Annotated in this window: 17 protein-coding genes; 12 read left to right on the top strand and 5 right to left on the bottom strand. The window is 57.5% G+C overall.

Annotated features, from left to right (window positions below):
* Positions 1 to 16: 16 nt before the first annotated feature.
* The gene (locus LKX83_RS02625; protein WP_227880623.1) at positions 17 to 5,668 is read left to right on the top strand and encodes a polysaccharide lyase family 8 super-sandwich domain-containing protein; all 5,652 of its coding nucleotides are present in this window, start codon (positions 17 to 19) and stop codon (positions 5,666 to 5,668) included.
* Positions 5,669 to 5,751: 83 nt separating this feature from the next.
* Here LKX83_RS02625 and LKX83_RS02620 read toward each other — a convergent pair whose 3' ends face one another.
* The gene (locus LKX83_RS02620; protein ID WP_227880621.1) at positions 5,752 to 6,237 is read right to left on the bottom strand and encodes an RrF2 family transcriptional regulator; all 486 of its coding nucleotides are present in this window, start codon (positions 6,235 to 6,237) and stop codon (positions 5,752 to 5,754) included.
* A gap of 392 nt (positions 6,238 to 6,629) precedes the next feature.
* On the opposite strand from LKX83_RS02620, the gene LKX83_RS02615 reads away from it, so the two are divergent.
* The 7 genes from LKX83_RS02615 to LKX83_RS02585 all read left to right on the top strand — a co-directional run bounded on the left by LKX83_RS02615 (position 6,630) and on the right by LKX83_RS02585 (position 17,330).
* Complete coding sequence (locus LKX83_RS02615) at positions 6,630 to 8,252, top strand: response regulator (RefSeq protein WP_227880619.1); 1,623 nt, start codon at positions 6,630 to 6,632, stop codon at positions 8,250 to 8,252.
* Positions 8,245 to 10,035 (top strand): cache domain-containing sensor histidine kinase, encoded by a 1,791-nt coding sequence (locus LKX83_RS02610; protein ID WP_227880618.1) that lies wholly within the window; start codon positions 8,245 to 8,247, stop codon positions 10,033 to 10,035. The genes LKX83_RS02615 and LKX83_RS02610 overlap by 8 nt, the downstream gene beginning before the upstream one ends.
* Positions 10,036 to 10,206: 171 nt before the next feature.
* Positions 10,207 to 11,148 (top strand): ABC transporter permease, encoded by a 942-nt coding sequence (locus LKX83_RS02605; RefSeq protein ID WP_227880615.1) that lies wholly within the window; start codon positions 10,207 to 10,209, stop codon positions 11,146 to 11,148.
* A gap of 26 nt (positions 11,149 to 11,174) precedes the next feature.
* Complete coding sequence (locus LKX83_RS02600; RefSeq protein WP_227880613.1) at positions 11,175 to 12,068, top strand: carbohydrate ABC transporter permease; 894 nt, start codon at positions 11,175 to 11,177, stop codon at positions 12,066 to 12,068.
* Between the two features lie 86 nt (positions 12,069 to 12,154).
* A complete protein-coding gene (locus LKX83_RS02595) occupies positions 12,155 to 13,834 on the top strand; it encodes an extracellular solute-binding protein (RefSeq protein ID WP_227880611.1) in 1,680 nt (559 codons plus the stop codon).
* A gap of 24 nt (positions 13,835 to 13,858) precedes the next feature.
* Positions 13,859 to 15,904 carry an endo-alpha-N-acetylgalactosaminidase family protein gene (locus LKX83_RS02590; RefSeq protein WP_227880609.1) on the top strand — a complete coding sequence of 682 codons (2,046 nt, stop codon included), beginning with the start codon at positions 13,859 to 13,861 and terminating at the stop codon, positions 15,902 to 15,904.
* 514 nt (positions 15,905 to 16,418) lie between these two features.
* Positions 16,419 to 17,330, top strand: a complete 912-nt coding sequence (locus LKX83_RS02585) for an NAD(P)/FAD-dependent oxidoreductase (protein WP_227880606.1) — start codon at positions 16,419 to 16,421, stop codon at positions 17,328 to 17,330.
* 137 nt (positions 17,331 to 17,467) lie between these two features.
* Here the strand turns inward: LKX83_RS02585 and LKX83_RS02580 are convergent, their stop codons facing one another.
* Entirely contained in the window at positions 17,468 to 17,776 is a 309-nt protein-coding gene (locus LKX83_RS02580; RefSeq protein ID WP_227880605.1) for a hypothetical protein, read from the bottom strand.
* Between the two features lie 417 nt (positions 17,777 to 18,193).
* On the opposite strand from LKX83_RS02580, the gene LKX83_RS02575 reads away from it, so the two are divergent.
* The 4 genes from LKX83_RS02575 (at position 18,194) to LKX83_RS02560 (ending at position 21,115) form a co-directional block, all read left to right on the top strand.
* Complete coding sequence (locus LKX83_RS02575; protein ID WP_227880603.1) at positions 18,194 to 18,901, top strand: metal ABC transporter ATP-binding protein; 708 nt, start codon at positions 18,194 to 18,196, stop codon at positions 18,899 to 18,901.
* Positions 18,847 to 19,740 (top strand): metal ABC transporter permease, encoded by an 894-nt coding sequence (locus LKX83_RS02570; RefSeq protein WP_227880805.1) that lies wholly within the window; start codon positions 18,847 to 18,849, stop codon positions 19,738 to 19,740. The genes LKX83_RS02575 and LKX83_RS02570 overlap by 55 nt, the downstream gene beginning before the upstream one ends.
* A gap of 58 nt (positions 19,741 to 19,798) precedes the next feature.
* Positions 19,799 to 20,776 carry a metal ABC transporter substrate-binding protein gene (locus tag LKX83_RS02565; RefSeq protein WP_227880601.1) on the top strand — a complete coding sequence of 326 codons (978 nt, stop codon included), beginning with the start codon at positions 19,799 to 19,801 and terminating at the stop codon, positions 20,774 to 20,776.
* A 129-nt stretch (positions 20,777 to 20,905) separates the two neighbouring features.
* Positions 20,906 to 21,115: an FAD-dependent oxidoreductase gene (locus LKX83_RS02560; RefSeq protein ID WP_227880600.1), complete on the top strand. Its 210-nt coding sequence runs from the start codon at positions 20,906 to 20,908 to the stop codon at positions 21,113 to 21,115.
* Positions 21,116 to 21,279: 164 nt separating this feature from the next.
* On the opposite strand, the gene LKX83_RS02555 is transcribed toward LKX83_RS02560, so the two are convergent.
* The 3 genes from LKX83_RS02555 to LKX83_RS02545 form a co-directional block, all read right to left on the bottom strand.
* The gene (locus LKX83_RS02555; protein ID WP_370639005.1) at positions 21,280 to 21,891 is read right to left on the bottom strand and encodes a nucleotidyltransferase domain-containing protein; all 612 of its coding nucleotides are present in this window, start codon (positions 21,889 to 21,891) and stop codon (positions 21,280 to 21,282) included.
* A 58-nt stretch (positions 21,892 to 21,949) separates the two neighbouring features.
* A complete protein-coding gene (locus LKX83_RS02550; RefSeq protein ID WP_227880594.1) occupies positions 21,950 to 23,161 on the bottom strand; it encodes an MFS transporter in 1,212 nt (403 codons plus the stop codon).
* A gap of 431 nt (positions 23,162 to 23,592) precedes the next feature.
* Positions 23,593 to 24,627 (bottom strand): hypothetical protein, encoded by a 1,035-nt coding sequence (locus LKX83_RS02545; protein ID WP_227880593.1) that lies wholly within the window; start codon positions 24,625 to 24,627, stop codon positions 23,593 to 23,595.
* Positions 24,628 to 25,037: the final 410 nt, after the last annotated feature.

The following is a 25,037-nucleotide window of genomic DNA, read 5'->3' as shown; positions in this document are numbered from 1 at the left end:
GGAAGGGAGAATCAGCATGTTCAAGAAGATGATTGCGGTCTTTCTTTGCTTCGCTTTATTGCTCGGCTCCGGATGGGTCGGCAAGCCTTCGGGGGCCAGCGCAGCGGCCGGACCGTGGAACTTGATCAACGACGACATGTCCGATTTCGTTGCCACGGGATGGGAGGACTTCGGCACCGGCACCGGCGCGGTTGTACAGGAAGACGGATTTGTGGCGATCCACGATCAAGGCACCGCTAAAGCCCGATATTTGCTGAAGAATATGGCTACGCCTACAGGAGCATTTACTTTCGAGATCAAGGCGAAAGCCGACGCGCTGAATACGCTGAACGAGATCAGCATTCGAAGCGACAGCTACCTGATCAGCTTCTACTTAACGTACGGAACGAGCGGCAAAGTGCAGAGCAATGCGACGAGTCCCGCCAAATCCGCAACGTTGGATACGACGATCTACCATACGTACCGATTGGTCGCGCATGCCGATTACACGTACGACCTGTACGTGGACGGCGTTCTTGTATGGGCGAACGCACCGAAGCTTTCTGCAACCGGCACTTCCCTGATTAAGATCGGCGGCGATTCCGCTTCGAAAGCGGAGTTGCTCGTCGACCATATCCGTATGGGAACGGGGGAAATATTGCCGTCCGACGCCGCCATCGTCGCGATACCGTCCGTGACGGTCAAGACGTCGGCAGGCCAACCGCCGGCGATGCCTTCCGTCGTGACCGCCGTGTACGATGATGAATCGACAGCGGCGCTTCCGGTCGTCTGGCAGCCGATTGATCCGGCGAGCTACGCAAGCGAAGGCACGTTCACGGTGCATGGGGACGTCACGGGAACGAGCATCCCCGTCGCCGCGACCGTTACGGTGAGCGCAGCCGTCGTGGCGATATTGGGCTTCGAACCGGTTGCCGTTACGACGCTCGCACGGACCGCGCCTGTCTTGCCCGCTACCGTCAACGCGAACTATGCGGATAGCTCGACTGCCCCCGTGCCGGCCAAGTGGGATAGTATCCCAGTGGCGCAATATATGACGGCGGGTACATTCGACGTGTTCGGCACGGTTGACGGAACGCACCTCCGGCCGGTTGCTCATGTGACAGTGGAAGAGGCGGCCGCGGATGAATTCGACAATCTGCGGAAGAAGATCGCCACGATGCTTACCGGCGGCGACGACTATGATCCGCTTGACCCGGATATTGCCGCCCAAATCGCGGTTGTAACCGCTAAAGCGCAATCCCATTGGAGTGCCATGGACAAGTCTGCCGGCAGGACGTATTTGTGGAGCGACTTGGCCAGCGCGACGGATTCTGATTGTGACTGTCGCAGTTCGGCGGATATGACCGCGTCGTATACGCGATTGAAAGAGATGGCGATTGCCTATTCGACGAAAGGGTCGGCGTTATACCATCATGCCGGGTTGTTGTCGGATATTAGCCAGGCGCTGGATTGGATGTATGAGAACCGCTATAACGAAACCGTCAAACAGACCGATAACTGGTGGGATTGGTGGATCGGCGCGCCGATCGCGCTCAACGAGACGGTCGTCCTCCTGTACGACCAACTGCTGCCGTCGCAAATCACGAACTATATGAATGCCGTCGATCGTTTCACGCCGATCGTCAATATGACGGCCGCGAACCGCGTTTGGAAGAGCCAGGTCGTAACCGTTCGCGGCATTATCGTCAAAGATCCCGCGAAAATCGCACATGCCCGGGACGGGTTAAGCGACGTATTCCTGTATACGACAACTAGCGATGGCTTCTACCGGGACGGCTCCTTTATTCAGCACGAAGTCTTCCCGTATACCGGCGGTTATGGCGCATCTATGCTGGCTAGCCTATCGGATTTGCTCTATCTGCTTAACGGCACTCCGTGGCAGGTGACCGATCCGAACCTAGAGAACGTCTATCAGTGGGTGTACGATTCCTTCGAACCCGTTATGTACAAAGGCTTGGTCATGGATATGACGCGCGGGCGAGAGCTTTCGCGCTCCTATGCTACCGATCATCTGGCTGGTCAACGGATCATCCGGGCGGTCATGCGGTTGTCCGAGAGCGCGCCGGCGGAGCATGCCCAGGCTTTCAAGAACATGGTCAAGCACTGGGTCCAATCTGATGAGTATGTCAACTTTTACAAAAATAATTCCATCAACGATATCGAAAGAGCCAAGGCGATCGTCCTGGACGACTCGATCGAGGCGCGCGGCGAAATGAATGCTTATCGTCAGTTCGCGGGCATGGACTCGGCCGTCTTGCGTCGTCCGGATTACACGATGGCGATCAATATGTTCTCGTCGCGTACCGCTAACTTCGAATCCTCACACACCGAGAATTTGAAGGGCTGGCATACGGCGGATGGCATGACGTATTTGTACAACGGCGATTTAGGCCAATTCAGCGACAATTACTGGCCGACGGTCAACGCCTACCGATTGCCCGGCACCACCGTGGATACGCTCGCCCGAACGGATGGCAAGGGCGGGACCAAGAAAAGCAAGTTCAGCTGGGTGGGCGGTACGGATTTGCTTGGCACATACGGCGTATCCGGCATGGAGCTGGACGGGCTCTTCAGCACGCTGACGGCCAGGAAATCCTGGTTCATGTTCGACGACGAGATCGTCGCGCTCGGCGCGGGCATTAAGAGCACCGATAGCCGAACGATCGAGACGATCGTGGACAATCGCAAAATCGGCGCCGCCGGAGACAACGCGTTCACCGTGGACGGCGTCGCGCAACCGACGAATACGGGATGGAATGCCAAGCTTAAGTCGGTCAAATGGGCGCACCTGGCGGGCTCCGTGCCCGGTTCGGATATCGGCTATTATTTCCCTGAGCCTGCAACCGTAAATACGCTGCGCGAGTCGCGCACCGGCAACTATACCGATATTGACGGAAGAAAAGGGACGCCGAGCACGCCGATCACGAGCAACTACTTGACGCTCTGGTTCGATCATGGCAAAAATCCCGCGGGCGCAACTTACGAATACGTGACGCTGCCGAACGCAACGGCGGAAAAGACGGGCAGCTATGCCGACAATCCGGATATTGAGGTGCTCGTCAACTCTTCGAGCGTGCAAGCCGTCAGGGAGAAGAAGCTGAACATGGTCGGGGCCAATTTCTGGAACGACGGGCTGGCGACGGTTCGCGTTGGAGGCGCCGACTGGATCACGAGCAATCGGAAAGCTTCCGTCATGACGCAAGTTACGGGATCCAGCCTGCTTGTGTCCGTCTCCGATCCGACTCAATTGAACACGGATACGATCGAGGTGGAAATCCACCAAGGGGCTACAGGCGTCATTACAGCTGATCCCGGCGTAAAAGTGCTGCAATTAAGTCCAACGGTCAAATTGTCCGTGCGGACGGCAGCCGCTAAAGGGGCCGCGTTCCACGTGAACCTCAATCTTGCCCCGGCTGCATCTGTGCCGGCTGTGCCGAACTTGACGGGTGCTACCGCTGGCAATCACACAGTTACTTTGCAATGGGACAGCGTGAGTTTGGCGTCCGGGTATTACGTCATGTACGGAACGGAAAGCGGGAACTATACGAATAAAATTCCGATCGGTTATACGAATAACTTCAAAGTAGGTGATCTTGCTGCCGGCACGACATACTACTTTGCCGTATCGGCTTACAATGCGAAGGGCGAGAGCGAGACCTCGGCTGAACTTGCCGTGACGCCGACGGCAGCGGCATGGGATCTGATCGACGACGATATGAGCGATTACACTGCTGGTTGGTACGGTCAGGGCACCGGCACGGGATCGATTGCTCAGCATGACGGATACGTATCGATACGGGATGATGACACCGCCAAAGCGTACTACTTGATTCGCAGTGGTTTTGCTGCGCCCAAAGGAGCGTTCAGCTTCTCCGCGAGGGCAAAAATTAGCGAAGCAAACACGATAAACGAATTTACGATTCGAAGCGATGAATACTTGATTAGCTTCTATCTGACCCATGGGAAGGAAGGCCAGCTGCTTAACATGCCATCCAAAGCGACGAAGAGCTATACGTTGGATACGACGGTGTATCATACGTATACGGCTGTCGTTCATGCTGATTATTCGTACGATCTGTATGTTGACGGCAAGCTGGCTTGGTCAGGCGCAAACAACTTGGGTCATGGAACTTCGCTGATCAAAATTGGCGGTGATACCGCTTCGCTCGCCTGGATCGACCTGAATCACTTCCAGATGGGCATGGGCGAAATCGTGCCGCTCCCTGCCATCGTCTCGGTATCGCCAGTGAATATCGACACGATCGCGGGAACAGCGCCCATACTGCCCGCCCAGGTCGCCGTTACGTTCGAAGATGAGACAACCGGGACGCGGGCAGTCATCTGGGATACGATCGACCCGTCCGCTTATGCGCAAGCAGGTTCCTTCACGGTGGAGGGAGCGGTGCTGGGCACGGTGCTGCGCGCGAAGGCAAAAGTTACGGTAACGGGTGATGGTGAGGACGTGACGATTGTCGGGATCGAGCCGGTCGAAGCGACGACGACTGCCGGGACGCCTCCACAGTTGCCGGCGGACGTCAAAGTCGTCTACAGCGACGATTCTTCGGCAAGGCTGCCGGTGGTGTGGGACAGCATCGCTCCATCGCAATATGCGCAATCGGGCACTTTCAGCGTCAACGGCCATGTAGAGGGAACCGCGCTGCTTGCCCGGGCAGATGTGACTGTGCAAGCCCGTCCGTCAGGCGGGTCAGGCCCAGGAGGCGAAACCCCTTCGACGCCCGGCACGGGTACGGGACCAGGAACAGGTACAGGAACAGGTACAGGTACGGATGAGCCTGCCGGAACACCGAAAGCGACTGCGACTCCTGTGGAACGGACGGACTTGAGCCCGCAGACCGCGCAGACGATCGGCGAAGGCATCATTTACCGGGTAGGCGCGGAACTGGACGGACAACCGACCGAATTTCCGGTGGACGGCGCGCTGCAGGTTGCGGTTCCCTATCAACTGAAGCCGGGAGAAGACACGTTGAAGGTGATCGTCAGCTATATTGATGCGGCCGACCAACTTCAAGTCGTTGTGAACGGCGTCTATCATCCGGACACGGGTCTTGTGGTGTTCACCGCTTCGCAAGCCGGAGACTACGCGGTTTATTATAAAGAGGTAAGCTTCAACGATATCGCGTCGCTCGACTGGGCAAAAACTAGCATCGAAGCGCTGGCGGCGCGGGAGATAATTAAAGGAACGGGCGAGGGCAGCTTTGCTCCGAAACGCCCGGTTTCCAGAGCCGAATTTGTGTCGATGCTGGCGAGAATGTTCGGACTGTCGGCAGCTGCGAGTGGCAGCCACGGATTCTCGGACGTTCATCCCGGCGACTGGTATTACGGTGCGGTAGCAGCCGCGCAGTCTCTTGGCATCGTTAACGGCAACCCGGACGGCAGCTTCGGAGCGAGCGAACAAATCTCGCGGCAGGATATGGCGGTAATCGTTCAACGCACGTTCGAAGCGCTGAAGATTCAACCGGAAACGAAGGGCGAGCAGACTCCGTTCGGCGATGATGCGAACATTGCTGCTTATGCTGCGTCAGCGGTGAGCCTGATGCAGAAGGCGGGCATCCTCGAAGGCAGCAACGGATCGTTCCATCCGAAGTCGTCTACGACAAGGGCGGAAGCGGCCGTCATGCTGTTCCGATTGCTCGGTTATACGAAATAAAAAGAAATAGTCGATCGTCAAAAGGTTGAGCGGCTGATACAGGCTGCTCAACCTTTTTGACGTTTACAAGCGCAAGAAGCCTTTCACTTCTTGCTGGCTTCCCGGCTGCGGCGCCGGGAAGCCTCGTCCAATACGGACTGGATCGTGTGCTGCCGCAAATAAGCGTACAAATGTTGTTCCGCGCCGTCCATGACCTTTTCGACCAAGCATACGTTTTCCTCGGGACGGTCCGGATGCGGATGCCCGGCTTCCTCTTCGGCGAGCAGCCGGTGCTGCCGAGAGCCGGCGTTGGAGCATTCGAACAACGGCTGTCTTCCTTCGATCACTTGAACCACGTCCAAAAAGGTAATCCGATCGGCAGGCCGCGCCAGCTCGTATCCGCCGTTCACCCCCGGAACCGCGCGCACGATGCCGTCCTGCCTCAGCTTGGACATGATCTTGGACAGATAGCTTTCCGAAACGCCGAGCGTCGAAGCCAATTCCTTGATGCCGATATGGTGCGGACGATTCGCGTTAGCCAAATGAAGCAAGGCGTGCAGCGCATAATCCGTGCTTTTGGAATACTGCATGAACCGCTCCTCCTTCCGCAAAAAACGTTAATTATAGATTTGTGATGTCCATCGTAAACGATTCGACTTCCGCCGGTCAAGCCGCGTGCATGCCGACATTCGTGCGTGGTCGAAAGCAAAATTTAGTATAATGAATGGACAAACCGCCTCCGCGAAGGAGTGAGCCGATCCCGGGTCGCGATTTACGCGGTGCGCAACCTGAAGCAAGTGAAAGCGTAGCGGCTCACGCGGGGAAAAGAACTTCAAAGACGCCTCCGGCCTTGAAGTTCTTTTTCGTTTCCGGCGGCATCCGACTTGGCATTTGTCCCAGTAAACTTTAAATTTGTCTAATAGGTGCCCCCCGTCGCGGATGCTATGCTGGGTGGAGAGGGACCGGGAAGGAGGACGCTGCCGTGTATGCCGTATTGATCGTGGAAGACGAACCGAACATCCGCGGAGGTCTGGTCCGCCATTCGGTGTGGCGAGAGCTGGGGGTCGATCGCGTCCTGGAAGCGGACGACGGCGTATCCGCCCTGGAGCGGATCCGCGAGGAACCGGGCATTCGGCTGGTGCTGACGGACATCCGCATGAAGAAAATGTCGGGCATCGAATTCATTCGGGAGCTTTACGATACGTTGTCGTTTCAAGGAAAAGTGATGATTCTAAGCGGTTACGACGATTTTCAATATGCGCGGGCGGCGATGGCATACGGCGTCGTCGATTATTTACTCAAGCCGGTCGACATGGCCGAGCTGGCCCAGGTGGCGGGTCGGGCGATCGCCCGGCTGGAAGAGGAGGACCGGCAGTTCGAAAGCTTGCGTTTGATGGAGCATGCGATGCCGAAGCTGAAGGAGGAGCTCCTCCAGCGGACGGTCGAAGCGCCCTCGGGCGGAGAGCCGTCGGCGCAGCTGTGCAAGGAACTGCAAACGCACGATCTGATCTGGCTGACGACCGGTCCGCTCGTTCTGATGGTGCTCGAAGCGGACAATCTGCGGGTCGCATCTTCCCGCGAGCAAGCTGCCGATCCGGGTCTCGTCAGCTTCGCCATCGGCAACGTGCTGGAATATTCCTTGTACGAATACGCCAGGACGACGGGACCCTATGTCCGGTTCCGCTCGGCCCGCCACGACCGGTGGATCGTCGTCTTTGGCGAGTCTCCCGGCGGGAGTCGCGACGCCAGGATCCGGCTGGACGAATGGGAACCGGTGCTGAGGAGTCGCATGCGGACGTACGTCAAAGTCGGCGTCAGCATCGCGTTCGTCGAAGGCGAGGAGAACGAAACGCCGGGCGTCCTGTACCGCAAGGCGCTGGAGCGGCTGGAGCGCATTCGCCTGTACGGTTCCGGGGAGGAAGAAGACGCGGAGGCGTTCCGGGAAGTCGATATGCTGTCGGGCGCGCAGGCGCTGGTCGATCTGCTGAAGCACGGCGATGCTGGAGACGTGTCGGAAGCGACGGCGCAATTCCCGTTGCTCGTTCGGGAGTGGAACGTCGGCAAGCTGCGGGATTTGCACCACCGGGCGTTCGAGTGGCTGCTGGACGTATTCGAAGCGGCGCGCAAATCGGGGTGGAAAGAGGAACGCTGGCGCCGCAACCCGCTGGAGCTGTGGGAGCGCGTGCAGGCATACGACACGGTGGAGGCGCTGCATGCGTTCGTGGCCGGGGAGCTGCTGCAGGTGAACGAGGAGCTGCGCGGGACGCCGCGGAACCAAGTGCTGCTGGCGGCCGAACGGTATATAAGGGATCACTTCACCGAGCCGCTCACCGTGCAGGCGATTGCCGAGCAGGCGTACGTCACGCCGGAATGGCTCAGCACGCTGTTCAAAAAGCATCACGGCTCCACCGTGCTGGACTACATCACCCGGCTGAGGATGGAGAAAGCCAAGGAGCTGCTGCAAGACGTCGGCCTGAAGGTGTATCAGATCGGCGGCCTGGTCGGGTACCGGGACGCCGTTTATTTCTCCCGGCTGTTCCGCAGGACGACGGGCCTGACGCCGAAGGAATATCGCAATCAGAAAGGAATCCGGACGGATGAATGAGCGGCTGCGCTGGAACCGGCTGTCCATGCGTTATCGGGTCCTGTTCGTTTTTTTCATTCTGATCGTCGTACCGTTTCTGCTGGTCGGATATATCGCGCTGTCCAAATCCGAGAAGACGATCCGAAGCACGAATCTGGACGCCGTCGTCCTGACGGGGAAAAATTTGAATTACTACTTCCGCTACGTGGAGAAAGAGCAGGACAAGCTGATGGCGTCCGACGACATGCAGCGGCTGATGAGCAAGGGCAAACGTCTGCGGTCGGACGAGATCGTCTTCACGGACGAGCTACTCTCTTTCGTGGACGACATCAACTACTCCAACGCCTTGTTCAAAATCCGCGTCCTGCCGCTCGATCCGTACGCGATGCCGACGTACATGCGTTCCGTGTACGGCATGTCGGACGTGGGCGCGCAGCCGTGGTATCGCGAAATCGTGACGAGCGGCCGGTCGTACTGGAAGGTATTCGAACCCGCCGAGCTGCCGGGGGTCATTCTCGAACCGACGCTGGGCAGCGTCAAGCGGCTGCACAGCCTGAAGACGTACGAACCGCTCGGCGTCGTCGTCATGGATATTCGCCCGTCCGTGCTGGCCGACTTCATCTACCCGGTGAAGCAATTCCCGAACCAGCTTCTTCTGCTGCTGACGAAGGACAACCGGCTCGTCTATTCGACGAAGGGCAAGTACGACGATACGGTGCTCGAAGCGGGGCTGATCCGGGCGCTTGGCCGCGCCGATGCGTCGACGACCTTGACGTACGGCGGCCGGAAATCGCTCGTCAGCGTCACGACCCTGAAGGACGACGAGCTGAAGCTGGTCAGCATTACGCCCGTCAAGGACTTGGACAATCCCGTCTCCGTCCTGAGCCGGCTGAACTATACCTTCCTGCTGTTCTATTTCCTGCTGTCCATTTCCCTCGCCGCGTACATTACGGTGACCTATACGAATCCGATCTCCTCCCTCGTCCGGGAGATGCGCGCGGCGGTGCGCCACCGATTCGGCGAAGCGGCCGTCGTCGAGTCGCGGTTCGCCGGAAGGCGGGACGAGATCGGCTGGCTGTACCGCGGGATGTATAACATGATCCGGGAAATTCAACGGCTGCTGCGGGAAACGAAGGCGTCCGAGAAGCGAAAAAAGCAGCTCGAATTCGAGGTGCTGAACTACCAGATCAATCCGCATTTTCTGTACAACACGCTGGATACGATCCGCTGGAAAGCGGAAGCTCGCGACGCCGGCGACATCGGCGAGCTCGCGAGCTCCCTGGCGTCACTATTCCGCCTGACGCTGAACCGGGGCCGGGCGCTCACGACCGTTCGCCGCGAGCTGGAGCTGCTCCGCTCGTATTTGCGCATCGAGACGGCACGTCGGGACGGTCCTATTCCGGTGATGTTCCGGGTGGAGGACGAGCTGCTGGACTTGCCGCTCATGCGCCTCGTGCTGCAGCCGCTCGTGGAGAACGCGATCCGGCACGGCATCGCGGACAAGGGGGACGAAGGCATGATCGTGATCCAGGGGAGCCTGGAGGAAGGGAAAATCGCGCTGTGCGTCTCCGACAACGGCCCCGGCATTCCGGAAGACATCCGGATCCGCCTCCTCGATCCGGACGCCGCGTTCCGGCAGGAGCGGGAAGGCGGTCTTGGGCTGCTCAACGTTCATGAACGTTTGCAGCACTATTTCGGGGCGCCTTACGGGCTCGAGGTCGTCAGCCGCCCGGGGAAGGGAACGACGGTCGTGCTGCTTCATCCGATCTTGCCCGATACGGAACGGGCGGGGATGGAGGAGTAAACGCGAAAACCGCTGCTCGGCCGTTTCTGAAAAGCCTCCCGATGGAGGCTTTTTTTGTCGCATAGCAAGGCGCGGGCAATCGCTTAGATTTGTAACAGTAAACCTTAGACCTGTCTCGTATCGGGCGCCGCAGTCCGGGTGTTATGCTCATGGGCAGGGAGGGAAGAAACGATGTTTGGAGCGGAGAAGAGACGAACGCGAAGCCGTCCATCGACATTCCGGGCGTTCCGGTCGCAGCTGCCGCTGCAGTTGATGATTTGGCCGTGCATGCTGTTTTTGCTGATTTTCGCCTACATTCCGATCGCCGGCAACCTGATCGCGTTTCAGGCATTCGACCTTTCGTCGGGCTTGTTCGGAAGCCGGTTTGTCGGTCTTGCGAATTTCACCGAAATGTTCTCGGACGCAAGCTTTTATATGGCGATGAAAAATACGGTCATCCTGAGCTTGCTGAACATGCTGATCGTGTTTCCGGCGCCGCTGTTGTTCGCGCTGATCGTGAACGAAATTCCGTTTTTGCGGTTCAAAAAGCTGGTGCAGACGAGCAGCTACCTGCCCAACTTTATCTCGTTCGCCATGGTGGCTTCGATGTGGATTTTTCTGCTGGACCCGAAGGGGATGGTGAACCAGTCGCTGCTCCTGCTGCATCTGGTCCGGCATCCGATCGAGTTCTGGACGGAGCCGGGGCTGTTCCGGCCCTTGTCCGTCCTGATCGGCATCTGGAAGGGCGTCGGCTGGGGGGCCATCATCTATCTGGCGGCCATCTCCGGCATCAACCCGGACCTGTACGAGGCGGCCAAGATGGACGGAGCGGGGCGGATCCAACGGATCGTTCGCATTACGCTGCCCCAGCTGATCCCGTTGTTCTCGATCCTGTTCATCCTGAATATCGGGACGCTGTTTAACGGCAATCTGGATCAATCGGTGCTGCTTGGCAATTCTTTCAACAAAGAGACGTCTTACGTGATCGAGTATTACTCGCTGCAGATGGGGCTGGAGCTGACCCGCTACTCCTATGCGACGGCCGTCAGCTTTTTCCAATCGGTCATGGCCATTTTGCTGGTGCTGATCGCCAACTGGTTTTCCGGCAGGGTGTCCGGCAACCGGCTGTTTTAAATCAAGCCGAACGGGGATGACTTCCAATGCACGCTTACTTGAGGCTGACGACGGAGGATAAGGTCGTAAACGCGATCGTGCTGGCCGTATCCGTCCTCGCGCTGCTGGCGACTTTGTATCCGGTCTATTACTTGCTCATCTACGCGCTCAACGATCCGATCGACGCGGCGGGCGGAAAGATGTACTGGTTTCCGCGGCAGTTCACGCTGGAGAACTTCGCTTACGTATTCAAAAGCCATCAACTGCTCCAATCGTTCCTCGTCACGGTCGCGCGCACCGTGCTCGGCACGGTCTCCGGCGTGCTGTTCACTGCGATCGCGGCTTACGCGCTGTCGAAAGAGCGGCTGATGTTCCGAAAGGCATATTCGATCGTCGGGCTGGTCACGATGTATTTCGGCGGCGGGCTCATTCCGAATTACTTGCTTTATCAGAAGCTGGGACTGCTCAATACGTTCTGGGTGTATCTGGTTCCCGCGCTGTTCAGCATTTATCACGCCTTGCTGTTTATGGCCTTTTTCCGGCAAATGCCCGCCGAGCTGGAGGAGTCGGCAAAAGTGGACGGCGGCGGCGAGTTCTATATTTTCGCGAGGATCATCCTGCCGCTGTCCAAGCCGGTGCTGGCGACCGTCGCCCTGTTCGTGGCCGTCAACCATTGGAACGACTGGTTTTCCTCCGCCTATTACGTATCGAACCAAAACCTGTGGACGATGCCGACGATCATCGTGCGGATGCTGTCGGACAACTCGATTATGGAGAACATGAAAAATATGTCCCCCGGCATGCGGACGGATCCGCTGTCTACGCTGCAGGCGATCAAATACGCCACCTTGATCGTCACCATTTTGCCGATCACGATCGTCTATCCGTTCATTCAAAAATATTTCGTGCAGGGCATGATGGTCGGGGCGATCAAGGCGTAGCGCCCGGCGTTCCGGATACGGTATCAAAGGCTTGCGGGCCTGATGATATAAAATGACAGGTACAAACCAGGGGAGGAAACAAAACAATGAGGAAATCGGCAAAGGGCTTGTCCGTCTTGCTCGCCTGCGGCATGGGAATGGCCTTGCTTGCGGGATGCGCAGGCCAAAACGACGCGAACGGCGGCGCGACGCCGACGTCGGGATCGACTGCGTCCTCGGCGTCGCCGGGCGGGGCCGACACGCCGATGACGCTAAGCCTGTATTCGGACAGAGCCTGGTACAGCGACTGGACGGGACCGGGCGCCAAGCGGATCGAGGAGAAGACGGGCGTCCGGTTCACGGTCAAGAAGCCCGTGCAGGACGACGGGGACGGCAAGGACATCGCGCTTATGATCGCCAGCAACAGTCTGCCCGACGTAATGGTGGTCGATGCCGGCAACAAGATGCTGCAACAGTTGATCGACGGCAATTATTTGTACGACATGGATGAGCTGATGGACCGCTACGCGCCTCAGCTGCGCCAAATTCTGAACGAGCAGTACGGCCCCGAGCTGTTGACGAATTTCAAGGAGAAGGACGGCAAGACGTATAAGCTCGTCTCCGGCTACCAGACCGAGAAATATCTGGACGAAGCGAAGAAAAACGCCGGGCTCGCGCCCGTGTGGCTGCCGCAGCTCGTCGTCCGGAAAGACTACTACGACGAGATCGGCCGTCCGGACACGTCCACGCCTGACAAATTCATCGACGCGTTGGAACGGATGGCGAAAAACCATCCCGACAAAATCCCGTACCTGGGCGACAAGAGCCAGCATACGGGCGACTTGGGCTGGTTCGTTCCCCAGTTCGGCATCGCGCCCTACTACGTGGACGGCAACGAGGTCAAGAACGAGATCCGCGATCCGAAATGGAAGGACATGCTTCAATTCGGATACCGGATGGCGAGCAAAGGCTTGCTGACCAAGGAGTCGTTCGTCAATACGAACGACGTGACGGCTCAGAAGGTCGCCGCCGGCGATTCGATCGTCTGGGCCTACAACGCGACGGCGGAAAACGCCGCCCCGCCCAAAGACAATCCGAATACGAAATTCGAGATGCTGCAGCCGTTCGACTCCTATATGTACGCGACGGTCCCCGCCGGCTGGATGGCGCTCGTCATTCCGAAGAGCAACAAAAATCCGGAGCGTACCATGAAGCTGCTCGAATACGCGGCGTCCAAGGAGGGGCAGGTCGATTTCTTCCTCGGCGTCGAGGGGAAAAACGCGGACGATTTCCAAACGTTAGCCGACGGCCCGCACTTTTACTACGACCAAGCGGTTCAGAACGACTATTTCTCGCAGGGCAAGCCGACGCGGACGAAGCCTTTCGCCGACGCGTTGAACAAAGATTGGAACGGGACGTGGAACCAAGTCGGCTTCGGCGAACCGATTCTGCTGATCGACAATTGGGCCGTGGCCAACGCCGTCCAATGGGACCCTTCGGACGAGAAGAAGGTCGCGTACGACAAGCTGATGGCGCCCAAAATGAAGTTTTTCCCCGAATTCAACTTCAAGATCGACAGCGCCGGCGAATTCGGGGTGATCGCCGCGAAGCTCAAATCGTTGAAGGAGGACTACGTGACCAAGCTCGTATTCGCCAGCTCCGACGCGAACTTCGAATCGACGTTCAACAGCTTCCAAAAGGTGGCCGATCAGCTCGGCGTGGGCAAGCTGGAAGCGGAATACACGCGGCAATACGCGGAACTGAAGCAGAAGCTGGGCCAACCGTAAGACGGAAAGAGTGGAGGTAACCGTATGCATACCTTGGAAAACGAATGGCTGACCGTTCAAATGCATGAATGGCCGGGCGTTCGGCAATATTGGCACAAACCGACCCAGACCAGGATGGGGGGCAGCGGACCGGACGGACGTCTGGCCGTCAACGGCGAGACGACGGATTGGGGAGACTGGGACATCCGGGTCTCTCTGTCCGCGGACCGGACGGCCGTTTCCTACCAGCTGCGCCGGCTGCGCGCCGATCTGAGCATCGAGATGGCGTACCGCCTCGAAGGTCATTCGGTCGATCTGACCGTCACGGTGACGGACGATGCTTCCGAGCCCGTGGAACGATTGGACTGGATCGGCATGCCCTTGCTGTCGTGCGACCATCCGTCCTTTCGGTTCGATCGGACGGAGGCGCGGCAGAAAAGCTGGAAGCTGATTCCCGGCGGCGGCAGAGGCTTGTACGACCGCGTACGGGTCCGGGACAGGATCGGCGACGCCATCCCGGACCGGGCCGACGTTCCGACCATGCACGCATGCGCCTTCGACGGGCGTCTGTGCTGCTTCGTACAAACGAATGATCCGGTGCTTCCGCTCGAGACCCGGCTGTCGGAAGACAAGCGGTACGTCGGCCGGGCCGGCGGGTTCTCGATCGCTCCCGGCACCTACCGGTACCGGGTCCGCAACCGGACGATGGAGCCGCTGCGGCTGAAGGCGGTGTTTCTCGAAGATATCAACGGCGACGGCTCGGCGGACGAATGCGATTATCAGCTATGGCTGAACCGCCGGTTCCCGGACGCCGATCCGCTGTATAAACAATCGATCTGGTACCAGGTGTTCAACGCGGAGAAAGAGCGGGGCGTGCTGACCACCTTCAAGGAGACGCTCGAAATCATCCGTCACATCCACAATGTCACGGGAGGTGTCCCTCAGGTCGCTTATCTGGTCGGTTGGCAGTTCGACGGACACGATACGGGGTATCCGTCGCTCGATCGCATCAATCCGAAGCTGGCCGAGCGTCCGGAGCGGGCGAGCGAGGAATTGCGGGAGCTCGTCCGTCGCGCGAGGGAAGACTACAACTGCATCGTCAGCTACCATATCAATCTCGACGACGCCTACGTCGACGCTCCTGACTGGGATCCGGCCATTCTGAGCCGCGATCCCGACGGCGAGTCGCGGATCTGGCTCGACACGGCCAAGCAGCGCGCCTTTCATATCAATCACACCAAAGACGTGGAGAGCGGCCAGGCGTTCCGGCGAATCGATGCGTTCCTGCAGGCGGTTCCCGTGTCGCGCACCGTTCAAGTGGACGCGTTCCGCAACACGAATGCCAGCTGGGAGCCGGATGGCGGCTACATCGGGCCGGTGGAAGAGCTGATTTGCGGGATGCTGCCGATTCTCGCCTACTTCCGCGAAAGGGGCATCGACGTTTCGACGGAGGGGCAGAACGGCATGCCGATCGAAGACGCCGGCCTCTTCAGCGCCTACTGGCATTACTCCCCCTCGCTGCTGTACCACGGCAAGATCGTCGGCGGCGGCAGCGTCGATCTGAACGCCATCGTCTGGGGCAAGGGAGCTTCCTTCGATGCCGACATTCTGTACCGGGGCGAACCGACCAGATTGCTCGGGGAACAGTTCCTGGCGAACGATTTCGAATCCAAGTGGGGGCAGATCGTCGATATTATTTACCTGGGCTCGCTGCTCTATCAATTTTATTTGGCCCGGGAAATGGTAGAGTGGCGGGAGGACGAGGAGCGGGTATTCATCCGATACGGGGACGGCGTGACGGTAGACATTCGGAAAGAGACGGAGCAGTTGGCCGTCCGCTGGGGACGCCTTGCGATCGCAGACAACGATGACCGCTTTATTCCGCTCGGCGACCGGATCTATCTGTACAGCCGGCAAGGAAGCGACCGCGAATGGGCGCTGCCCGAGGATTGGCAGGCCGCGGAATTCGCCGCGTACCGCATGTCCGGCGGCGGCCGGGAGCGGCTGCGGGAATTCCCGGCCGGGGCCGAGTCGATTCGGATGCGGATGGAGCCGCGCGTGCCGGTCATGCTGGAAAAGAAAGGCGGCTGACGGCTGACCGGGGGCAGGCCCGATCCGCCGCCGGCGGCACCGCCCGACCGCGATTCGGCTAGCGCGACGGTTGTCGGCTCGCCTCGTCCCTCTTTCGACTTGTAAAGCCAAGAAGCCTTGAGAAATTCAAGGCTTCTTGGCTTTACGCCTAACGCTCTCCTGCGAAGAAGGGCGGCCATGTCGGCATTTCGTTCGCCTTGGTGTGCGACCGCCACCATCGTGCTGCGTCCTGAAGCATGGAGCCTTCGGCGCCACGCGCGCCGGGAGAGGCACGAAAATGGGGATGTAAATCGGACGCGGCGGTGCGCTGCCCGGTTCGACATTTCGTTGCCAGGTCCATTGACACGCGATTCTTATTGTGGTTATTATGGATTCATGAAATCCTTAATTAAAGCAGCTGTTCTGTCGGGCGAGGAAGGGATCGTTCGGATGCTCGCCATGGATACGATTGTCTACTTTTATTATGGACATCATAAGTCTATAAAATCTGCAAGACGAATGGAGGAAAACTCGAATGCGTTATGATTGCGCGATTGTAGGAGGCGGACCTGCGGGGCTGAATGCGGCGCTGGTGCTCGGACGGGCGCGGAAACGCGTCGCGCTGCTGGACAACAGCAAGCCGAGGAACGGCGTGACGCACGCTTCTCACGGCTTCATCACGAGAGACGGGGTTCAGCCGTCGGAATTTCGGCGTATCGCTTATACGGAGGTGCTGAGCTATCCAACGGTGGAGCATATCCCTGCCGAGGTCGCGGATATTCGCCGAGTCGGCGACGGCTTCGTCCTGTGCACCTCGAACGGCGAGCAGGTGGAGGCGCGCCGGGTGATTCTGGCGGCGGGGCTGAAGGAAGCGCTGCCTGACATCGAGGGACTGCGGGAATGTTACGGGAAAAGCCTGTTCAACTGTCCGTTTTGCGACGGGTGGGAGCTTCGCGACCGGCCGCTGGTCATCGTGGGAGAGCAACCCGGCGTCATGCACGTCGCGAAGCTGCTGCTCCATTGGAGCCGGGATGTAGTCGTATGCACCAACGGCCATGCCGATATGCTAACGGAAGAAGAGCGGCGGCTGCTGGCCACCAGGGACATCCGGATCATCGATACGCCGATCGCGGCCATGGTCGGGCGCGAAGGCCATCTGGAGCGAGTGCGGTTCGCCGACGGGACGGAGATTGAGCGCAGCGGAGGCTTCGTAGGCCCCGCCTTGATTCCGAATGTCCGGTTCGAGGAAGCGCTGGGCTACGAAACGACCCCGAACGGCGGCATCGACACCGACGAGTGGGGTCGAACGACCGCGGCCGGCGTATACGCGGCCGGAGATACGGCTTATGTGATGCCTTCGCAACTGATCTATGCGGCCGCTTCCGGCAGCAAGGCAGCGATGGCCGTCATGGCGGATGTGACGGAAGAGGAATGGAAGCAGTCTTAACGAAAGGGCGAAGATCATGGCCGTCGGCCAGGCCGGCGGCTTTCAACAGCTCCGCAAAGGTCTAGCGCAAGCCAGTGCCGAATTGGCGCTTGAATTCCCGCAAGTCAGTGCCGTAATAACGCATGAATTTCCGCAAGTCAGTGCCGTAATGACGCATCGAATTTCTGCAATTCAATGTCGTAATGGCGCATGAATTTCCGCAAGCCAATGCCGTAACGACGCATTGTCGCCTGCGTCGCGTCCGAGCGGTCTTCGCCGGCCACCTTCTGGGCGGAGCAGACCTTCCGCTGCTGCCATCTGTGCGGCGTCGGATTGTATGCGAAAATTCGAATACAAATGGCCGCTGTACCGAGAAAAGGCCGAATTGTATTCGTTTTTTCGTGCTTATTTATCGATTTTGCGATTTCACGGTCCGTTTGTATATGAAATTTCGAATAGAACGCCATCGTTCGCGAACATCCACACCAAACGGCTTTTTCAAGCCCATTTCCTCTCGGATCGACGGCGTCGGTTGGCAAACTTAGCTCCGACCGAATCCTTCCGTCTATCGGAAGGCTCTCGTAACGGTAAACTTTCCTTGGCCCCAGTCGAAGTGGCGCAACGTTGGCAAGAAGCCCGGCAAGTCTTGAAATTCAAAGCTTCTCGGCTTTGAAAGCGGGACTGGACGCGGGTCGCCCGTTTTTTCTTGGAAACAACCGATTGACGGAAGAGAAAGCTGCTGCTACACTTGTTTAAGCGTAATAATTACTATAAAAGAGCTTGATTCTTTCTTTTTTTCGCCTAAATAGTAATTATTACATATAAAATGGAAATCGGATCGAAGATCCGGCTATCCCTTGGGAGGGAGAAAGGAGGGGATCGCGTTGCTGCTCGCCTCAATGCAGGGCGTCCGCTTCGGCTACGGCGACGTTCCTTGCCTGGACGACGCGGATCTCGCGATTTACGCGGGCGAATTCGTCGCCGTCACCGGACCGAACGGCGCCGCAAAAACGACGCTGCTCAAGCTGCTGCTCGGACTGCTGCAGCCATGGAAAGGCGAGGTGCGGCTCGCGAGCCGCAATGCCGAAGGCGCCAAGCTCGGCATCGGCTACGTCCCGCAGCAGATCGCCGCCTTCAACGGCGGATTCCCCAGCACTGTCCTGGAGTTCGTCCGCTCGGGGAGATTCGCGCGCGGCTCCTGGCTGCGGCAGCTTCGGCCGGACGATCACCGTCAGACCGAGCAGGCGCTGCGCCAAATGGGCATGTGGGAGCTGAGGCACCGCAGAATCGGCGAGCTGTCCGGCGGGCAAAAGCAGCGGGTGTGCATCGCCCGGGCGCTGGCGCAGACGCCCGATCTGCTCGTATTGGATGAGCCCACGACCGGCATGGATCAGGAAAGCCGGCTCGGCTTTTACGACCTGATGCGCCACCAGGTCAAGGACCGCGGGCGAACGGTCATCATGGTTACCCACGGTCTGTCCGAGGCGGAAGATTACCTGGATCGGACCGTCACGTTGGAGCGAAAGGAGGGCGGTGGCTGGAAATGCTGCACTACGACTTCATGCAGCGGGCATTTTTCACCGGCGGGCTAATCGCGCTCCTGGCGTCGGTGCTCGGCGTCTACCTGATGCTCCGCCGTCAGGCGCTCATGGCGGATATGCTGTCGCATGTTTCGCTGGCCGGCGTGGCCGCCGGCGCCTATCTGCATCTCAACCCAACGTTGACCGGCTTCGCGGTGGCCGTCCTGGGCGCCATCGTGGTGGAGTATGTCCGCAGATTCTACAAAACGTACAGCGACATCGCGGTCGCAATCGTCATGGTCGGCGGCTTGTCGACCGCGGTCATCCTGATGAGTTTGAACCAGGGCATCAACAAAAGCTTTTCGTCGTATCTGTTCGGGTCCGTCGTCGCCGTGAACCGGACCGAGATGATGCTGATGATCCTCGTGGCGGCGGTCGGCGGCTTGTTCTTTACGATTTTCCGCCGCCCTCTCTATCAAATCGCGTTCGACGAGGATACGGCGAAGGCGAGCGGGCTGCCCGTGCGGCCCATCTCTCTTTGCTTCAGCATCCTGACGGGGATGATCGTGGCCGCGGCGATGCCGATCGTCGGCGTGCTGCTGGTGTCTTCCTTGATGGTGCTGCCCGCGGCGCTGGCGATCCGGATCGCGTCGAGCTTCGCCGCGGCACTCCTTCTCTCCATGACGTTCGGACTCGTCGGCGTATTTTCGGGCCTGACGGCTTCCTACGAATGGAGCACCCCGCCGGGCGGGACGATCGCTTTCGTGCTGCTCGTTCTATGGGCGGGCGGCATCGGCGTCAGGAAGGCGTGGCGGAAGCTGGGCAAAAGAAGGCCGCACTCCCGACCGGAGGCGCAGACGCCGGTCTCTTCTCCGATTCCGCGTCTCGCCGAGGAGCGGTCCGAGCTTTGAGGGTCCGCCACGGACTCTCAACCATACGAAACGATTCAGGATATAGGAGGACATGAACATGAAAGCACGTTTTGCCAAGTCGTTGGCGGTCGCGGTCGGTTTGGCGCTGCTCCTGGCCGGTTGCGGAGGCAAGGGAGAAAATGCGAATGGAGCGTCGCAGAGCCCATCCGCCGGTTCGGACGCCGGGAAAAGGCTAAAGGTCGTCACCACGTTTTATCCGATGTACGAATTCAGCAAGCAGGTGGGGGGCGAGCATGCGGACGTCGTCGCGCTCGTTCCGCCGGGCGCCGAGCCGCACGACTGGGAGCCGAGCGCCAAAGACATGGCGAAGGTGAAGGAAGCGGACGTCTTCGTCTACAACGGCTTGGTGGAAGGTTGGGTCCCGCAAGCGCTCTCCAGCGCGGCGAACGACAAGCGAATCGTCGTCGAAGCGAGCAAAGGCATCGAATTGATGGAAGGCTTGCCCGAGGAAGAAGAGGAGCACCACGATCATGCCGGGGAAGACGGTCACGCCATGGATCCCCACGTCTGGCTCGATCCGGTGCTGGCCCAGCAAGAGGTCGCTTCGATCCAGGCGGCTTTCTCGCAAGCGGATCCCGCGAACCAAGCGGCGTACGAGAACAACGCCAAGGCCTACATCGCTCAGCTCCAAGCGTTGGACGAAGCCTACCGGGCGGGCTTGCAGGACGTGAAGATGAAGGCGTTCGTCACCCAGCATGCCGCGTTCGGCTATCTCGCCAAACGATACGGGCTCACGCAAGTGCCGATCGCCGGACTTTCCCCCGATCAGGAGCCTTCGCCCGATCAGATGGCCGACATTGTGAAATTCGCCAAGGAACGCGCGGTCAAGACGATCTTCTTCGAAACGCTGGTCGACCCGAAAGTGGCGAAAACCGTTGCGGACGAAATCGGAGCCCGTACGGACGTGCTGAACCCGATCGAAGGGCTGACCGATGAGGATCAAAAGAACGGTCTGGATTACATCGGACTCATGAAAAACAATCTGGAAGCGTTAAAGAAAGCGCTGAATGCGTAAAGCGGGCGAACAAGTTCCGTTTCGCCGTCGCGGAGCAAAGAGGTCGTCGTTCGGAACGCGCGAGTCGCGGCGGATCATGGGCGACTACATCCTGACGGTGAAGGATTACGTCGCGCGCCCGGACGCTCGGTGTCGTGCGAGCGGCGGGTGCTCGGCAGCGTGCGGGTGATGCCGGTCTACCTCGCCATGGGCGAAGCGGCGGGTCTGGCTGCGGCGCTTGCGGCGAGGCTGCCGGGCGGAGACGTGCACGCGGTCGACGTCGGCCGTCTGCGCGGCCGGTTGAAGGAAGAGGGCGCCTACCTCCCCGACGTCGAACAGGCGGATCCGGTCGCGAAATAAAACGGTCTCCTTTAACGGCAAGGCTTCAGACGAAAAACAACCTTCCGCCCCGTTCGGTCAGGGTGGGAGGTTGTTTGGTTTGAGCGCCTTGCACGATTCAGGGTTATTCTTCTGTTTAAGGCAACTTTCCGCCGGGCATCAGCTGCCTTCGTTTGAAGTAACGGTTATAAATAAGGAATCCAATCGTGTCCATCTGGAAATTGAAAGTTTAGTGAAGATTTCAGCCATGCCTTTTCTTGCGGTAAAAGAATGGGCAGTACGGTTTGAAAATCTAGACAGTCTTTCTCCCTTACTTGCGAAGCCCCTCCTTTATAAAGAAGCTGAATCTCGGGTCTCATGTAAGGTATTCCTTCCATTGTTTTCAGAAATAACTCATCAACCGGTCTTGTTATCAAGTGATTTCGATTGTATATCCACGAGGGCCCCGCTGTATTCAATAGCATCATTTGAAAAACAAAAGGGGTATCTTTACTTCTGCTCACCCATATATCATTTGTTGTGTGCAAGTATTCCTGGTCTTGCCAAAGAGTAAGTTTTCCTTCTTCTGCTTTATATAAAACCCAATCTTGACTCAAATATGGATATGCAAGCAGGTGCTGTTCCCTTGTGATCGCAATGTCTACATCACTATGCTCCCGTGTTTGTTTACCAAGATGTAAATCCAGTGCCCAACCGCCGGCAATGCACCATTGAATCGGAATTTTAGAGAAGATATCATTTATTTCCGGTATGGTTAGAGGCGCCCAATTATAGATGTCCGATCTCAAATTACCCACTCCTTCGCTTTCATTTTGAAGATGATCCCGGCTTCAGGACTTTGTTGTTGCATTAACCTCAGTCAGTTTCTTCGTTCATGCTCTTCAGCTGTTTTCGGAAAAAACGATAAGAAGCGCAAATCAGCACGAGTACCCCCGAGTACATGAGCAAGCTTTCGATCGCTACCCGATCAGCCAGCGGCCCGAAGATAACCATACCTAACGGCAATGAGCATGAATTCGCAATTTGAATCAGACTGAAAACCCGACCATGCATGGAAGGCTCCACTTTTTCCTGCAAGGAAACCGTAATAGGTGCATTAAAATAAGGGCCTGTGATTCCGATCAAAAAATTAAACAGCAAATAAAGCGAAAATAAGGGGGCAACACCTAAACCGACCATCAGCAGACCGTATAACGCGCATGCAAGCGTAGTGGTGCTCATACGATTGCGAAAACCACCCCATAACGCAACCAATACCCCGCCGACAGCGGTTCCGGCGCTGTACGTCATTTCGTTTACCGAGAGTCTCCACACTTCCGGGCCAAAAGATCGGCTGACCATTAAAGGAGTTAGGAAAGCGGCCGGACTGATTAAAATCATGACGATCGCCAAAAACACGAGCAACCGCTGGATATAGGCATTTTCTTTCAGATAACCGAATCCTTCTCGAATGCCTTGCAGTTGAGATTGCGGTTTGATCTGGAGGGAAGCCGGCACTTGGATCGCGAACATCAGGCTGATCCCGATGGCGGCCGTGAACACATCGATAAAAAACGTCGTTTCGATGCTGACCATCGAAAGAATGACCGCGCTTGCCGCGGGAGATAGAAGCATCGTTAACGATGTGATGCTGCTATTTATTCCGTTGATCCGCATCAGCTTATCCTTCGGAACGAGCTGGGGAATCAGCGCGTTAACCGCAGGGGTCTGTACTCCAGTCCCTGCCGAACGAATGAGTAGCGCAGTAAAAAGCAACCAGACGCTTTTATAACCCGACAAAAACAGGATCGCCAAAATCAAGGTTACGAAAGCAATCGTTCCATCCGCCAGCATCATCATTTTCTTTCGATCAAAGCGGTCGATCCATACGCCCGCAAACCATGATATGGCGATTTGCGGAAGAAAGCCGCAAAGGGTGGAAATCGTCATCATCGCACCGGATGAAGTCGAAAGCGTAATGTACCATATAATGGCGTACTGAACCAAAGAAGAGCCGAACAAGGAGACGGTTTGGGCGACCAAAAACAGACTGATTTTCTTTTTCCAATTATCGCTGATACGATCCATGAAAGAAACCTCCTAAAGTAGACTAAAATGACCAAATAGAAAAAGCAGAGGATTAAGCGTCACTGACGACGCCGGCCCTCTGCTTGACGTGTTTCATCCGATTTCGTCGAAATCGAAGCACGCAAAAAGGGCCACCGACAAAGCGTTGTCGATGGCCCTTGATCTTCTTTCATCAGCAAAATAGTCATACTTAAAAAAGCGTTAGACTCCACGCTTTTTTAAAGACGATTCAGCCGATGAATATAGGAAGCTTGCTGCCTCCTTGATTAAGCTCCATGCAACGCTTCATCGCGTACAATTGCACGGAGCAAACTTTTCGCACAAGTTTAACGTATCGAATATATAACACGTTCAGCACCCTTCCTTAATCTCAGAGATTCTAGCATACGCTCTTTCAGGCGTCAATTCCTCATGCGTATCTCGCACAGACGCTATACAACCTCCGGGTTAGTCAGCAAAATTTCCTCTGCGACTTCACAAAGATAGGGAAGGAAATCGCTGACATCTTTAGCTCGTTGCCGAATGTCGTCCCACGACCGAATGCCAAGATCGGCAACCAATTCGTCAAAGGAAGGCGCGTACACGAGCTGCAGCTCCGGGGCATCCGCAGCGAGAATTTTGTGGCACCTTGCGAAAGTCGCCACCATCCAGAAGATGGCTTCGCGGTGACAGCCCGATCGTATCAGCTCCCGGCTCCCGTCAATGACGATCGGCCTTGCCGCTGCCGTAATGTCGGAGCTGAAGAAGAACGGCGTTTTTGCAACGGCTGACGCTGTATCGAAGGTACTGGCAAGCGCATTTAGATGCACTTCGACACGCTCGGGACTTAAGCCCGCGCATCCGAGCAGCTTCAGCAGGTGCGGATATTCGTTCGTGCGCCCATACGCCTGAAGGACTTGGTGTGCAGCTAGATAACGTTTTCGAACCGTCGGATTACGAAGCGCAGCAACCAGGAGGAGGTGAGTCGTTACGCCCGTCGGGAAAAGCCATGATGTAACCAGATCGTGCCACGGCGCGGAGGGATCGAGGGACCCCAGCCCCCGCTCGATCGACTGCAGCACGTTTTCGCAGCGACGGCGTACCCATACCCGTTCCGCAAAATGACGGGATACCTCCTGTTGCACCCTTCGAAGATATCCCGTGGGATCATTAATGATCGTGTCCGTCCGGAAGCTGCCGGCAAGATGATAAGATGTCAGAACGTCCTCGGTTGAAGAAAGCTGGTGCCGGGATAGATAGGAGATCTCGACGAGCACGCCCAAATGGATCAATTTCCCCGGTTTGAGCGGAAGGTCCTTCCGGTCCAGCACGACCATGACATCGATATCGGATCCGGCGGACATCTCCGTGTCGTCCGGTAGCCCTACCGTCGAGCCGCTGAAGTACGCCCCCATGTATCCTGCTTCTCGGCTGATGCGGCTTGCCACCCAATCGACTGCCGCTGCCCGTGCATCCCTAACCTTCATGGCATCCTCCTCTAAAACTCAAGTATTTCAGCTGCCGGGAACCTGCCTAAAACGAAATAACCCGCCCAGGTTGTCGCCACTGTAACGGGTTATTTTCAGGCCGCTAGGGTAATCCCAGCAATGCAGTTGTGCGAAAGTCGGTGATGACGTCGCCGACTTCTTTTTTCTTTTCTAAGCTTACCATACCCATCTTAGACGCGCTATTTCAGCTATTTAGGTAAAAATGGGAATTGCAACATGTAACAATTGCCAGCGAACCTGTTTCCCGTTTTTTCGTAAGATGAGGGGCGGTTTCGTCCAAATAAGCGCGCATACAATCGTTAGAAAGAAAATCTCCGATTTTTGGGCCGATTAAGCGCTGTGACAACCGTAGCGTAGAAATGTTCCAAACAATGACGGGGGTAGTTCGT

The organism is Cohnella baijiui (genome assembly GCF_020731285.1).
Lineage (GTDB): Bacteria > Bacillota > Bacilli > Paenibacillales > Paenibacillaceae > Cohnella.
The sequence above is the reverse complement of the archived record's forward strand: the minus strand, read 5'-3'. Positions and strand labels throughout refer to the sequence as shown.

Bases quoted from the DNA above. Each gene is read 5' to 3' on its own strand.
- LKX83_RS02625 (WP_227880623.1), top strand. From the start codon at position 17: ATGTTCAAGAAGATGATTGCGGTCTTTCTTTGCTTCGCTTTATTGCTC.
- LKX83_RS02620 (WP_227880621.1), bottom strand. From the start codon at position 6,237: ATGCAGTATTCCAAAAGCACGGATTATGCGCTGCACGCCTTGCTTCAT.
- LKX83_RS02610 (WP_227880618.1), top strand. From the start codon at position 8,245: ATGAATGAGCGGCTGCGCTGGAACCGGCTGTCCATGCGTTATCGGGTC.
- LKX83_RS02605 (WP_227880615.1), top strand. From the start codon at position 10,207: ATGTTTGGAGCGGAGAAGAGACGAACGCGAAGCCGTCCATCGACATTC.
- LKX83_RS02600 (WP_227880613.1), top strand. From the start codon at position 11,175: ATGCACGCTTACTTGAGGCTGACGACGGAGGATAAGGTCGTAAACGCG.
- LKX83_RS02595 (WP_227880611.1), top strand. From the start codon at position 12,155: ATGAGGAAATCGGCAAAGGGCTTGTCCGTCTTGCTCGCCTGCGGCATG.
- LKX83_RS02590 (WP_227880609.1), top strand. From the start codon at position 13,859: ATGCATACCTTGGAAAACGAATGGCTGACCGTTCAAATGCATGAATGG.
- LKX83_RS02585 (WP_227880606.1), top strand. From the start codon at position 16,419: ATGCGTTATGATTGCGCGATTGTAGGAGGCGGACCTGCGGGGCTGAAT.
- LKX83_RS02580 (WP_227880605.1), bottom strand. From the start codon at position 17,776: ATGGCGTTCTATTCGAAATTTCATATACAAACGGACCGTGAAATCGCA.
- LKX83_RS02565 (WP_227880601.1), top strand. From the start codon at position 19,799: ATGAAAGCACGTTTTGCCAAGTCGTTGGCGGTCGCGGTCGGTTTGGCG.
- LKX83_RS02550 (WP_227880594.1), bottom strand. From the start codon at position 23,161: ATGGATCGTATCAGCGATAATTGGAAAAAGAAAATCAGTCTGTTTTTG.
- LKX83_RS02545 (WP_227880593.1), bottom strand. From the start codon at position 24,627: ATGAAGGTTAGGGATGCACGGGCAGCGGCAGTCGATTGGGTGGCAAGC.